Raw genomic sequence first — 14,465 nt, 5'->3', positions numbered from 1 at the left:
TACGTCAATTTTAACATCGAAATTTTTAATTGAAACTGCAATTTTAAGTACCTTAAGGGTCTAACAAAATTTAGATATAAAATGAAACGTTTAATTCAACTATTTAGCTTTTTTATACTTTTGGGTAGCTATGCACAACAAAATTTAAGTTACCAGCAACCACCAGAAGATATTCTCGAACTCGCCGATGTAGATCTGGCTCCTGGTGTACAAATCGATAGTAAAGGTGAACACATGGTGTTACTCTATCGTAATCAATACAAGTCTATAGCCGAATTATCTGAAACAGAATTAAGATTAGCCGGACTTCGAATAAATCCAGTAACAAATATTGGAAGTAGAACACGTTATTTCACAAATATCAAAGTAAAGAAAACCGATGACAAAGATGCAAAGCAGGTCTCTGGACTACCAGACGATGCCAGATTATCAGGTTTTAGATGGTCGCCTGATGAGTCAATGATAGCTTGTTTAAATACAACAGCCTCTGGTGTGGAGGTTTGGGTATTACATATTGCTGAAGCAAAAGTTACTAAACTTACAGGTCCTAAAGTTAATGCCAATATGGGAAGTACAATCAATTGGTTTAAAGACAATAAAAATCTTTTGGTCAAGATGTTACCAAGCAACAGAAAAGAACTCATAAATACAGCCGTTGCCGTTCCAACTGGACCAACAATTTCGGTAAGTGATGGGTCTAAAGCTCAAAATAGAACCTATCAAGATTTACTCAAAACACCAAACGATGAATTTAATTTTGAACAATTAGCTCTTTCAGAAATTAAAAAAGTGTCTATTAATGGCGGTATTGAGGATTTCCTTAGTTCTGATATGTATCGCGGAATTAGTTTCTCACCAGATGGAAACTATGTTAATGTGACTAAGATTAAACGACCATATTCATACTTAGTAACCTATACTCGATTTCCAAATGAGAGTATCATTTATAATATGAATGGACAAAAAATCACAACAGTTAATGATGTTCCATTAGATGAAGTAAGACCTAAAGGATTTATGGCCACACGCAAAGGAAAACGAAATATGTCTTGGCGTGCCGATCAACCTGCAACTCTAGTTTGGGCAGAAGCGCTTGATGGTGGAGACCCTGCTGTTGAAGTCGATTTTAGGGATGCTGTATATGAACTTAAGGCACCTTTTAATGACAAACCTCGTGAGATTTTAAAAACAAAACAACGCTTTGGTGGTATTCAATGGGGAAATGAAAACACAGCTATAGCTTACGATTATTGGATCAATACAAGAAATACTAAAACCTATGTTTTTAATCCATCAAACAACAAAGTGGCGCCTAAAATTATGTCCGACAGAAATTATCAAGATGTCTACAGTGATCCAGGAGACTTAGTCACTTCAAAGAATACGTATGGACGCTATACTTTTGAAATAAATGGTGATAAAATATACCTTATGGGTGACGGTTATACTAAAGAAGGTCAATTTCCTTTTATAGATGAATACAATCTAAAAACTAATAAAACAAAACGCCTCTATCAATCGGAATACAAAGACAAACTAGAAAATCTAAACTCGGCAATCGATATGAAAAAAGGTAAGATCCTTGTACGTATCGAATCGCCTACCGAATATCCAAATTATTACATTAGAAATATTAACAAGAAAAATGATCTTACGGCTATTACCGCATTTGACAATCCGTTTAAAAGTCTAGAAAAAATCAATAAAAGTGTTATCAGTTACAAACGAGATGACGGTTTAGATTTAGAAGGAACCCTGTATTTGCCGCTAGATTACGAGGAAGGTAAAAAATATCCAATGATTTTATGGGCTTATCCTCGTGAATATAAAGACAAATCAAGCGCTTCTCAAAGCACGGCAAATCCGAATGAATTTGTATATCCATATTGGGGTTCACCAATCTATTGGGTTACTAGAGGCTATGTTGTGTTAGATGATGCAGCATTTCCAATTGTTGGTGAAGGCACTGAAGAGCCTAATGATTCATTTAGAACACAGCTCGTCGCTAACGGAAAAGCAGCTATTGACGCTGTTGATAATTTAGGTTATATCGATAGAGATAAAGTGGCAGTTGGCGGACATAGCTATGGCGCTTTTATGACGGCAAATCTTTTATCCCATTCCGATCTTTTTGCTGCTGGGATTGCTAGAAGTGGCGCATATAATAGAACATTAACACCTTTTGGCTTTCAAAGTGAAGAACGCAGTTACTGGGAATCTCCAGAAGTTTACTACAATATGTCACCATTTATGCATGCCGACAAAATGAAAACACCTCTTTTACTTATTCATGGTGTGGCCGACAATAACTCTGGCACCTATCCGTTGCAAAGTGAACGCTATTTTAATGCTTTAAAAGGATTAGGTGCGACAGTACGTCTAGTCATGTTACCAAAAGAAAGTCATGGTTATGCTGCGAAAGAATCCATAATGCATATGCTTTGGGAACAAGATCAATGGTTAGAAAAGCATGTGAAAAATAAAGGCGAAGAGGAAGAGCCAATAAGCACTACCGAATCGAAAATAAAAAACTAAGACTTAGTTATAACATAAAAGCCATTCTATCTTGAATGGCTTTTTTTATGTCATCTTGTCATAATCTATCTATTGGTATTTTATTTGCCTACTTGTTAATATTCAAATTAATTATAATAAAATAGATATATCATGACAAAAGGAAACATTAATGTATCGGTAGAAAATATTTTTCCGCTCATTAAAAAATTCTTGTATAGCGACCACGAAATCTTTTTACGTGAGTTGATAAGTAATGCTACAGATGCTACACTTAAGCTAAAACATCTCACCAGTATTGGTGATTCGAAAAGTGAATATGGGAATCCGCAAATTGAAGTTAAAATCGATAAGGATGCTAAAAAACTTCATATTATAGATCAAGGTTTAGGAATGACAGCAGAAGAGGTTGAGAAATACATTAACCAAGTAGCATTTTCTGGAGCCGAAGAATTCTTAGACAAGTATAAAGATGCTGCAAAGGACTCTGGAATTATTGGTCATTTCGGACTCGGGTTCTACTCTGCTTTTATGGTTGCTGAAAAAGTAGAAATTATTACTAAGTCGCATAAAGATGAACCTGCTGCACATTGGACCTGCGATGGATCTCCTGAATTTACTCTAGAAGAATCGGATAAAACTGAAAGAGGAACTGAGATTATCCTTCATATTGCTGAAGACTCTACAGAGTTTTTAGAAGAAGGTCGTATTGGTGAACTGCTGTCAAAGTATAATAAGTTTATGCCTATTCCAATCAAATTTGGAATGAAAACTGAAACGCTTCCAAAACCAGAAGGTGCAAAAGAGGAAGACCCAGCGCCTACTCAAGAAATAGACAACATCATCAACAATCCAAATCCGGCTTGGACAAAACAACCAACAGATTTGGAAGAGGATGATTATAAAAATTTCTACAGAGAGTTGTATCCAATGCAATTTGAAGAGCCTTTATTTAACATTCATCTTAATGTTGATTACCCCTTCAATTTAACTGGGATTTTATATTTCCCAAAAATGACGAACGATCTAAACATTCAAAAAGATCGCATTCAATTATATCAAAATCAAGTATTTGTTACCGATAATGTTGAGGGAATCGTTCCTGAGTTTTTAACCATGCTTCGAGGTGTGATCGATTCACCAGATATTCCGTTAAATGTTTCTCGTAGTTATTTACAAGCTGATGGTGCTGTAAAGAAAATTTCATCATATATCACACGTAAAGTGGCAGATAAGTTGAAATCTTTATTCAATGCTAATCGTGAAGATTTCGAGAAGAAATGGGATGATATCAAAATCGTTATTGAATACGGAATGCTTTCCGAAGAAAAATTCTTTGATAAAGCCGATGCATTTGCTTTATATCCAACAGTTGATGGCACGTACTACACTTATGAAGAATTATATAATAAGATTAAAGCCAAACAAACCAATAAAGATGATAAATTGGTAATCTTATATGCGTCTGATACAGATGCACAGCATTCTTATATTGAAGCTGCAAAAGCTAAAGGTTACGAAGTGTTATTATTAGATTCACCAATTGTTTCACACTTGATTCAGAAACTAGAAACGACCAAAGAGAATATTTCTTTTGCTCGTGTCGATGGAGATCATATAGATAACTTAATCAAGAAAGAAGACACGTCTATTTCAAAATTATCTGAAGAAGAAAAAACGAAATTGGATGAGTTATTAAAAGAAGTTATTCCTGCGGAAAAATTTTCTGTACAATTAGAGGCAATGGACAGTGATGCATCACCATTTATCATCACACAACCCGAGTTTATGCGTCGTATGAAAGAGATGCAACAAACTGGCGGAGGCGGTGGTATGTTTGGTATGGGTAATATGCCAGAGATGTATAATCTTGTGGTCAATACCAACTCAGAATTGGTTGGTGACATACTCAATACCAAAACCAAAAAGAAACAAGAACGTTTGATTAATCAAAGTTTAGACTTAGCGCGTTTATCTCAAGGTTTACTTAAAGGTGAAGAGTTGACAAACTTTATCAAGCGTAGCTATGATATGATTAAGTAATAATTACTCAAACACCTAAATAATTTAAAACCACTTCATAATCGAGGTGGTTTTATTTTTTACGTAGAACTACGTATTTTATCGCACAGTTGAAAACGTTAATTTAGCATTCAAAATAGACCATTTTTTTACTAAATTAATATTATTATAATGGACATATCCCTGATTGAAAAAATACAAGAAAAATTAGACACAAAATTGACTGAAGTTCAATTTGAAAAAAGAAAATCTACATATTCATATTCTTTAAATGAAAAAAGGGAAGTCATTTCACTTTCTATCATAAATAATATTAAAGAACCTTTTCCTCAAGAACTTTTACTTTTTAGTAATTTAAAATATTTGAGCATTTCCAACATTCAAATTTCGAAATCTAATAGTCTAAAGAATTTCCATTTTTTAAAGGAACTGGAATTAGACAATTGCGATCTTGAAGATAGTGATTCATTAGGCAAATTTACTTCTTTAGAACACCTAGAAATATCTCATTGTAAAATCGAAAGTATTGATTTTTTGAAAAATTTGAAGAATTTGATAAAGTTATCACTTGTAAAGCTGGAGTTGATAAATATCAAACCAATTTTAAAACTACTAAAGTTACAATTTTTAGGAATTCATGCTTGTCCGACAGTAGACTTTATAGCACTTGCTTCTGCCTCTTTTAAAGACAGTATTGTCGAGTTAGAGCTTAATGGAAACAGTATTGTTGATATTTCTTTTTTGAAAGGCTTCAAAAATGCCAGAAGAATTTCATTACATAATAACAATGTTAAAGAAATAAGTAATTTATCCAACCTAAAAAAGTTGGAAACAATAAATTTAGGGTCAAACGATATAACGGACATTCGTCATCTACCAAAATTAGAAAATCTGTCAACTCTCTGGCTAATATCAAATGATCAGATTAAGGACTTTTCTCCAATAAAGTATATTGCAAAATTGGATTCTTTGAGTTTGGGGAACTGTGGTATAAGTAACATTGACTTTCTTAAAGGTCTAAATTTCTCATATAGATTAGACTTACAGGATAATAGTATTATAGATATTAATGCACTAGACACTCACAAACATCTAACACAACTCAATTTGAGTAATAATAGGATTCAAAACATAGAAAGTTTGAAGGATTTGAAACAATTGAATCAACTTCAACTTCAAGAAAATCCTATTGAGACATTACCCAAGTGGGTCTTAGATTTTGACATGAATATTTCATGGGATCAATTTGGTTATAAGGATAACACAATCACACTACATAATAATCCTTTAAAAAGTCCACCGATTGAAATAGTTAGTCAAGGAAAGAAAGCAATCCATAGATATTTTGAAAAGATTGAAAAAGAAGGCATCGATTATATATATGAGGTAAAATTGACTATGGTAGGTGAAGGGAGCGCTGGTAAAACTTCTTTACAAAGAAGATTGATAAATGAAAAATCAAGTTTACCCAGAAAAGATAAAAGAACTAGAGGAATAGAAATAAATGATTGGAATTTCATTGAGAAAAATAAAAAAAAACACATAGCTCATATTTGGGATTTCGGAGGTCAGGACGTATACTATCCAGTACACAGATTTTTTATTACTGAAAATTCTGTTTTCGTTTTACTGGCAACAACTAGATTAGCTCATCATAATTTTGATTATTGGATTCCAACTATATATCAGTTTGGGGGTAATAGTCCAATCATTATTGGACAAACATGTCATGATGGAAATAAATCTCCATGGAACGATTTAGGTAATTTCATCGCAAATGATAATTTTAATATTATAAAGACTCAGTTAAAACCTTATTATGAAATCAATCTACCAAACAATAATGAAGGTTTAGAAAAAGTAAAAAAAACTATAGTAAATCAAATAATATCATTACCACACTACGGCAGAGAAGTTCCAAAATCTTGGTCACTTGTAAGAGACCAGCTTGCCAAAGAGTCAAAAAAACAATCATGCATTTCTTTCGAATCATTTATTAAAATCTGTTCTGAAATTAGTCCTGACAGTTTTTCAGAGCCAGATGATTTTGGAGATTGTTGTCGATTTCTTCATGATATTGGCGTTGTGTTATGGTATTCTAACAACGAGGAATTGGTGAACTGGGTAATATTAGAACCGCAATGGGCAATGAATGCTGTTTATCTTATCATTGACGATAAACAAATTCAATCAAGGCATGGTCATATTAAACCTGAAGACTTTAAGAGGTTATGGCATGAAAAAATGTACAATGACAAGCATTTCATATTAAAAAAAATGCTCGAAATATTTAAAATATCATTTGCAAAAAAACATAAAAAGCAAAGTTATATTATACCTGCTCGTCTAATATCAATGCCAGTAGAAGAAAAGTGGAAAAATGATGAAAATTGTTTATGTATTGAGTACATATTTGATTTCATGCCAAGAGGAATGGTCAATCAACTTAGTGCGGAACTCAGTAAATACATTGAGAATGATAATAAGGTATGGAATAATGCTGTTAACTTTAAGTTTAAAAACAATACTGCAATTGCACAGGTAGAAGAAGACTTTTATAATAGAAAAATTTCGATTAAAGCGAAAGGGACAGATGCACGAGGTTTGATAATATTAATTAACGATGCATTAGAAAACATTACCGATGAATATAAAGGTGTCGAGGCCATAATTGAGGTCCCATGTATATGTTCCATATGCAAAGAATCGATAGAAATAACTAAATTCAAATATCATAAACTAATAGAATGGTCCCAAAAAGGTGAAAACTCATCGGTTACTTGTAATGAGAGCAATGAAAGAATTTTGATTAAACAATTATTATATAATGTAGGTTTGGCAGGAGTTTTAAAATCAACTTCTGAAATAAATAATTTACAAAATTTAAAAACTAAAAAAATAATGAATCCACCAAAAAAAATATTTATTTCATATTCCAAATTTGATTTGGATTATTTAAAAGACTTTCAAGATCATTTAGTTACATTGAAAGATGAGGGTCTTGTTACTTTTGATTGTAGAGAGATTGAATTTGGTAATGAGTGGGATGAAACTATAAAAAGAGAGATTGATGAATGTGATATAATGGTATGCCTAGTTAGTGTCAAGTTTCTTAATACAAAGTACATAAAGTATATCGAAATTGAAAAAGCGATTGCACAAAATAAAATAATAATACCAATAATAATAAAGTCTTGTGATTGGGAAAATTCTAAAATTGGAAAGTATCAAGCTGCTCAGAGAGGTAAAATAGTATCACTAGACAATGATAAAATAATGAATGGGGCAATAAAAGCATTAAAAGATGAAGAAAAGGACGCTTTTTGGACGGCAATAATTAAAGAATTTAGAGTTAAAATATTTAAATAGTCTAATTTACATAGAGCTAAAAAAGCTTTATCAAGCGTAGCTATGATATGATTAAGTAAACTTTATGATTACTTAAAAATTTATAATTAAAAAAGCCAAAACGAATGTTTTGGCTTTTTCGTGCAAATACTCCAAAGTTATATTAACCAACTTTAGATTTAACATAGTCCTCTACTTGATCTGATGGTATTTCTTTTACATCAACTATAAAATCACCATTAGCACCAGAGATGACAATCTTTGGAGTAAACTGTCCTGGAAATGAGCCTTTAACTTTGTAAGGTGTTGTTCCTTGTCCTAATGGACCAGTCCATCCCATAGAGTCTATTTTTAATCCTCCTACAAAGTGAGCATCTCGTGTTAAACTAAATCCATATGAATAGTTTTGTGCGTCACCTTCCACTTCAATAACAAAAATTCCAGGTGTACGTAAACCAGTCCATAAATACGTCGCTGTTGTCTTACTTGCATCAACAGGTTGTTTCTTATAAAATCCCATAATATAATATTTTAGAGTTACCTACTCTTTTCTGTTGGCTTTTCGGTTTGCGCCAGTATTAAATGATAAAAGCATCAATGAATACAATTCAAATTTCTGAAATTAGCACAATACCTTTTAGAGCGCAATCACCTCTTCTTTAAACAAGTACAAACACCTATGCTTTGAAAATATACGTGGTTAGTATTTGAAAACTACTTGTTTTTTTAATGAATAAACAATACGTATTAATCATGCTTAAAAGAGTTTTTCTTGTTAATAATTGTCAATCATCCGATTTTTTTAGAGAATACCGAAGCTTAAGTCTATTTTCAAAAAGTTTACTTAACTTAATAATACCAATTAAACTATAATGCGCTCTGACAACTCCAAAATAAAGGAGATTTTTAAAGGTCTTACATTTTCTAAAGCAGAAATTAAGATCATAGAATCTGTATTTCACAAAGTGGAACACAGCAAAGGAACAGTACTTCTAAGAGCAGATGACATAGTAGATAAGCAATATTACATTTATAGTGGTTGTCTTAGGTCATATCATATAGATACACACGGAAAAGAGCACACCGTCCAGTTTGCTATTAAAGACTGGTGGATAAGTGATTATACAGCTTACTTTTCTACGTCTAAATCCATTATGAATATTGAAGTCCTACGAGATGCAATATTATATCGATTATCCAAGGATGATAAAGAATATTTATACGCTCAAATCCCACATATAGAATCCTTTTTTAGAAAAAAATTAGAGCGCGCATTTGCAGCTTTCCAAAAACGCATCTTATCAAATCTCTCTCAAACAGCTGCAGAACGTTACACATCTTTTATTAATACCTATCCCAATATTGAAAAAAGTGTAAAAAATTATCATATTGCCTCCTACCTTGGTATTACTACTGAAAGTTTAAGCCGAATTAGAAAAGAATTATCTGCTATCTAATAATTTATTACCATACATCAATTTTTTTATTGATTTATCCTCATACTTTTGCGCCTAATAGTAAGATTGACATAACACTATTGTAAATCCCTATGATTAATAGCTATGAAAGCGCAGGTATGATATACTTGCGCTTTTTTTATACCTTTAATTGCCTCCATTTGACAACACTATAAAAACAGCTAGAATGAAAACATCAAAATCAAGACGACTATTTATTAAAAAAGGAGCTCTAGCTAGTATCGCTGTTCCGGTATTAGGTATTAACTTGCTAAACTGCAATCCTGAAAAGAAAAAGGAGGTAGAAACATCTAAAGAATCACCAAAAAAACTGAGTATTTTAATACTTGGAGGCACAAGTTTTTTAGGGCCTCATCAAATAGCTTATGCTGTCTCACGTGGGCACAAGGTATCAACATTTACCAGAGGAAAAACAATACCAACAGTGCATAAGGAGGTGTTTAAAAATGTAGAGCAACTTATTGGAGATCGTGAAGACAATCTTAAAACCCTTGAAAATAGAAAATGGGACGTGGTTATTGATAATTCTGGTCGTAAAGTACAATGGACTAAGGACACTGCTAACCTTTTAAAAGACAATGTAGGCATATACATGTACACTTCTTCTACTGGTGTTTATTACCCTTACAAAGGCAGCAATATAAAAGAAGACACCAAACTCGTTTTAGACATGCCAGAAGGTCTTACTGAGGATCAAGAATACGAACAAGATTATGGTATTATGAAAGGAAATTCTGAGCTAGAAGCCATTAAAGCCTTTGGCAAAGAACGTTCTATTATTGTAAGGCCTACTTACATGGTTGGACCTGCAGACAGAACCAATCGTTTTATACATTGGCCAATACGACTTGCTAAAGGAGGTGATACTCTAGTTCCAGGAAAACAAGAGGATCTAGTACAGTATGTCGACGTACGAGATGTTGCTGAGTGGTATATTCGTTTAGCTGAAAACAAACAACACGGTACCTATAACGCTGTTGGACCAAAAGACACACAAACAGTAATGCAGTTCATAGATGAAGCAGCAAACACCTTTGACGTGAAGTCATCGTTTATATATGTAGACGATTATGAATTTCTAAAAGAAAACGATATCTATTATCAAATACCTTGGGTAATGCCTGAAGGTGATCATTATGGTTCGGCAAGAATCGCTCATCAAAAAGCTATGAATGCAGGATTAACTTATAGAGATCTAAAAGTGACTGTAAAAGACACCCATGACTGGTGGTATTCTGATGCTGTTACCGAAGAAAGAAGACAGCAATATAACAATGATCCCAACATGCTAATATCTAAAGAAAAAGAAGTTCTTTCCAAATGGAAACAACGGCAATTAATAAAAGATTGATGCAGTCTTTTAAAAAAAATAAATTAAAAACCACCTAGCAAAAACACATAGGTGGTTTTCTACTTAATACTAACTAATATATCAAGCTCTGGAATTTTCTATTTTATCTTCTGAAAGTTTAGCTAATGAAAAAGCACCTACAGCCATGACTAAATCTCTTACTGCTACATCTATATAATGCCCACTAAAAACTAATGTTAACGCAATAGCTATAAGCCAAGCCATAACCACAAAGGCTCCTATTTTGGGTTTTAAAAACACCAATCCACCTGCAACAATTTCAATAATTCCAACAATAACCATAAAAGTACCAGCTTCAAAAGGTAATAATTCTGAAAACCCTGTAGACACATATTGACTCCAATCGGTTAATAAATTTATAAACTTGTCAAACCCTGCTATAATTGGCACTAAACCAAAAGTGTATTTCAATACGGTTTTTACTAACTGAACATTTGAATTCATAATTTCTCGATTTAATTATTTTTAAATTTGTTTCAGGTTTTAGATAAGAGATCATTAAAAAGGTTACAAAGTTTTGTAACTATTTCTTTAAATTTCTATCTAAAGACAAAAGGCAATTCTATGGAAGTCATCAAGATCAATGATTTTAATGATCATACTTTATCAGAATCAAACATTATAAAACGAATTCTTTCAGGAGAAAAAGAACTATATGAAATCCTATTAAGGCGAAACAACCAAAAGCTATACAGAGTCATACGAAGTTACATAAATGATACTGCTGAAATTGAAGACATCATGCAAAACACGTATTTAAAGTCTTACGAAAAACTACATCAGTTTAAGCATCATTCGAGTTACTCGACATGGCTGATTAGGATTGGAATTAATGAAGCGCTTGCGCGATTGAAAACAAAATCTAAAGTATTCCATTTAAATACCACACAACACTTGGATAGCAATTCGATTTTAGAAAAACCAGACACATCCCAATTGAATCCTGAAAGTAAAATCATTAGAAAAGAAGCCAAACAACTCTTAGAGAAAACTATTGATAGTCTAGACACTAAATACAAGACTGTTTATATCTTAAAAGAAGTTGAAGAAATGAGTATAAAAGACATTTCTAACTGTTTAAATATTTCAACTGCTAATACAAAGGTTAGGCTTTATAGAGCAAAACATATGCTCAAAGAAAAACTATTTGAGGTCACTGCAAATGTCGATATTTTTGAATTTGGTTTCAGTAAATGTGATGATCTAACCGAAAAAATCATGTCAATTATTTTAAAAAATTAAAATAAAAAACACCCTTGACATAATCTGTCACTAGCTCAAATATCTTTGCATTACGTTTAACAATTAAATCAATTATAAAATGAAAAATGCAGTGAACTGGTTTGAAATTCCAGTAAAAGATTACAACAGAGCTAAGCAATTTTACGCCACAGTTATGGGCTCTAAAATTACCGATCTTCCAATGCCCGAAGATAATATGAAGTATGGCGTATTTGAGTATGATGAAGACAACAATGGCGTTGGTGGAGCTATTATTGAAGGCGAAGGTCAAAACCCAACAACCGATGGCGCAACTATTTATTTGAATGGTGGCGAAAATCTAGACATCGCCTTAAATAAGGTCGAAGCTAATGGCGGAAAAATAATGATGCCAAAAACCGATATTGGTCAATTTGGTTTTATAGCTCAGTTTTTAGATACAGAGGGAAATCGTGTAGCATTACATTCTATTCTGTAAACCTGTTGTCAGCTTAATCAATCAAAAAACAAAGTGATAGCGGATTGCAATGCGGTTCGCTATCTTTGTGCTTATGTCTCAATTATCAAGACTCATATCAATATTAACATTGTTACGATCTAAGCGATTGCTAACAGCCAGTGAACTTGCCGATAAGTTTAACGTTAGCGTGAGAACCATCTATAGAGATATAAGAAAACTAGAAGAAGCTGGTGTACCTGTAATGACCATTGAAGGTAAAGGGTATTCACTTATGGAAGGCTATACTATTGCTCCTGTTCAATTTACCGAAAAGCAAGCTAATGCCTTAATCACTGCCGAACATTTAGTCAATCAAACCAATGACTCCTCATTTACAAAAGACTTTAAGGAAGCGCTCACCAAAATCAAATCTGTATTTAGAACCTCAATTCAAGAAAAAAGCGAACTGCTTAACAGCAAGATATATGTTTTTGATTCTAACTATGAAAACATCTCTAGTAATGCGCTTTCTGAAATTCAACTTGCCATTACCAATTTCAACTATGTAGAGATCTACTATCGTAAAGCAAACGACCCAAATATCACCTTCAGAAAAATAGAACCTTACGCTTTCTATGTCACCCAAAACAAATGGATTTTAATTGCATGGTGTCACTTGCGTAATGATTATCGTGCCTTTAGAGTAGATCGTGTACAAAATTTTAAAATCCTAACCGAAACCTTCAAGGATCGTAAATTTGATATATTAAGCTATTTTCAGTCATGCCCTTATGATGCGAAATAATCAATCACATTATTCATTTAATATAAAACCATTACATTAGTTAGATTAATAGTATTGCAATACACTTATGAAAATCACCTACTGGATTACAACACTTATACTGTCACTATTTTTATTATGGAGTAGCTATAGTTATATCTTTAGTACATCTACCATTAAAGGTATAAAAGACTTAGGGTTTCCTGATTTTTTCAGAATCCAATTGGCCATCTTAAAATTACTGGCTGTATTGATTATTCTTATTCCAGGAGTATCACTTCAGATTAAACAATGGGCTTATGTTGGTATTATTCTATTCTTTATCACTGCTATTATAGCACATATGGCACATAAAGATCCAATAATCATCAATTTGATCAATTTAGTTTTAATTGGTTTCACCATAACGTCTTATATCTATTTACATAAAATCGTTTCACTCGATTAAGGTGCAAATTTATACCTCAAATAAAATTAAAGCTTTAAATTAGAGGTGTATTAATCCAAATTAAAATGGGGCGAATTCATCTATTCGAATTTGAAGATCAACAATGGTTTCCTACATTTCTAAGAAATTACGGAACAGATTTTTTGCAGTTCTTATCAAACAAAGCAAAAATTTACAAACCTATTATTCCAGTACTTGAAAGAGGATTAAAAGCTAGTGCAACATATCAAATTATAGATTTAGCTTCGGGAGGAGGAGGCAGTTTATTATGGTTGAATTCTGAATTAAAGAAAAGTTTACCTGATCTTAGGATTATTCTAACAGACTATTATCCAAATATTCCTGCTTTTGAGTATACCAAACAAAAAACTGACAACATTGATTATATAGCCACATCTATAGATGCTAAGGATGTTCCTAAATCCTTGGACGGCCTTAGAACTCAGTTTTTGTCATTGCATCATTTTAGACCGAAAGAGGCTTTACAAATTTTACAAAATGCTGTAGACGATAAAAATGCTATTGCTATTTTCGAAGCTCAGGAACGAAGTGTCCCAAGTATTTTAGCCATGCTTTTTTCTCCAATAAGTGTTTGGTTAACAACACCTTTTATTCGTCCGTTTAAAATTGGACGAATCATTTTCACATATCTTATTCCTATTGTTCCATTATTTGTACTTTGGGATGGTATTGTGTCCTGCTTAAGAACCTATTCAGTTAAAGAAATGGAAACACTAGTAAGCCAATTACAAGATAAAGAACAGTTCAATTGGGATATCAATAAAGTAAAATCTGGTCCTGGAGTAGTACTCTATCTTCTGGGCACACCTAAATAACAA

General features: G+C 32.6%; 12 protein-coding genes. 10 read left to right on the top strand and 2 right to left on the bottom strand.

The genetic code is table 11. From position 1 onward, the window contains the following. Nucleotides 1-81: 81 nt before the first annotated feature. From KWG70_RS12450 to KWG70_RS12440, 3 genes are all read left to right on the top strand, one after another. On the top strand, nucleotides 82-2,535 hold the full coding sequence (locus tag KWG70_RS12450; RefSeq protein WP_230936368.1) for an alpha/beta hydrolase family protein: 2,454 nt from the start codon (nucleotides 82-84) through the stop codon (nucleotides 2,533-2,535). 132 nt (nucleotides 2,536-2,667) lie between these two features. Continuing rightward, nucleotides 2,668-4,557 carry a molecular chaperone HtpG gene (gene htpG / locus KWG70_RS12445; protein WP_230936367.1) on the top strand — a complete coding sequence of 630 codons (1,890 nt, stop codon included), beginning with the start codon at nucleotides 2,668-2,670 and terminating at the stop codon, nucleotides 4,555-4,557. Between the two features lie 150 nt (nucleotides 4,558-4,707). Then, nucleotides 4,708-7,905, top strand: coding sequence for a COR domain-containing protein (locus KWG70_RS12440; protein WP_230936366.1), 3,198 nt, complete (start codon nucleotides 4,708-4,710; stop codon nucleotides 7,903-7,905). A gap of 142 nt (nucleotides 7,906-8,047) precedes the next feature. Here the strand turns inward: KWG70_RS12440 and KWG70_RS12435 are convergent, their stop codons facing one another. Continuing rightward, nucleotides 8,048-8,404, bottom strand: coding sequence for a hypothetical protein (locus KWG70_RS12435; RefSeq protein ID WP_230936365.1), 357 nt, complete (start codon nucleotides 8,402-8,404; stop codon nucleotides 8,048-8,050). Nucleotides 8,405-8,756: 352 nt separating this feature from the next. On the opposite strand from KWG70_RS12435, the gene KWG70_RS12430 reads away from it, so the two are divergent. Together KWG70_RS12430 and KWG70_RS12425 are read left to right on the top strand one after the other, a co-directional pair. Next, nucleotides 8,757-9,341, top strand: coding sequence for a Crp/Fnr family transcriptional regulator (locus tag KWG70_RS12430; RefSeq protein ID WP_230936364.1), 585 nt, complete (start codon nucleotides 8,757-8,759; stop codon nucleotides 9,339-9,341). Nucleotides 9,342-9,528: 187 nt separating this feature from the next. Beyond that, on the top strand, nucleotides 9,529-10,713 hold the full coding sequence (locus KWG70_RS12425; protein WP_230936363.1) for an NAD-dependent epimerase/dehydratase family protein: 1,185 nt from the start codon (nucleotides 9,529-9,531) through the stop codon (nucleotides 10,711-10,713). Between the two features lie 81 nt (nucleotides 10,714-10,794). On the opposite strand, the gene KWG70_RS12420 is transcribed toward KWG70_RS12425, so the two are convergent. Continuing rightward, on the bottom strand, nucleotides 10,795-11,178 hold the full coding sequence (locus tag KWG70_RS12420) for a hypothetical protein (RefSeq protein ID WP_230936362.1): 384 nt from the start codon (nucleotides 11,176-11,178) through the stop codon (nucleotides 10,795-10,797). Between the two features lie 120 nt (nucleotides 11,179-11,298). Here KWG70_RS12420 and KWG70_RS12415 point away from each other — a divergent pair, with 120 nt between their 5' ends. The 5 genes from KWG70_RS12415 to KWG70_RS12395 all read left to right on the top strand — a co-directional run bounded on the left by KWG70_RS12415 (nucleotide 11,299) and on the right by KWG70_RS12395 (nucleotide 14,462). Next, nucleotides 11,299-11,976, top strand: coding sequence for an RNA polymerase sigma factor (locus tag KWG70_RS12415; RefSeq protein WP_230936361.1), 678 nt, complete (start codon nucleotides 11,299-11,301; stop codon nucleotides 11,974-11,976). Nucleotides 11,977-12,055: 79 nt separating this feature from the next. Further along, on the top strand, nucleotides 12,056-12,433 hold the full coding sequence (locus KWG70_RS12410) for a VOC family protein (RefSeq protein WP_230936360.1): 378 nt from the start codon (nucleotides 12,056-12,058) through the stop codon (nucleotides 12,431-12,433). A 49-nt stretch (nucleotides 12,434-12,482) separates the two neighbouring features. Then, entirely contained in the window at nucleotides 12,483-13,199 is a 717-nt protein-coding gene (locus tag KWG70_RS12405) for a helix-turn-helix transcriptional regulator (RefSeq protein ID WP_230936359.1), read from the top strand. Nucleotides 13,200-13,266: 67 nt separating this feature from the next. Further along, the gene (locus KWG70_RS12400; protein WP_230936358.1) at nucleotides 13,267-13,626 is read left to right on the top strand and encodes a DoxX family protein; all 360 of its coding nucleotides are present in this window, start codon (nucleotides 13,267-13,269) and stop codon (nucleotides 13,624-13,626) included. A 65-nt stretch (nucleotides 13,627-13,691) separates the two neighbouring features. Continuing rightward, nucleotides 13,692-14,462: a hypothetical protein gene (locus KWG70_RS12395; RefSeq protein ID WP_230936357.1), complete on the top strand. Its 771-nt coding sequence runs from the start codon at nucleotides 13,692-13,694 to the stop codon at nucleotides 14,460-14,462. Nucleotides 14,463-14,465: the final 3 nt, after the last annotated feature.

The sequence above is a fragment of the Psychroserpens luteolus genome, assembly GCF_021032705.1.
In the GTDB taxonomy this organism is placed as follows: Bacteria; Bacteroidota; Bacteroidia; order Flavobacteriales; family Flavobacteriaceae; genus Psychroserpens; species Psychroserpens luteolus.
This window is presented reverse-complemented; position numbering and strand designations above follow the sequence as displayed.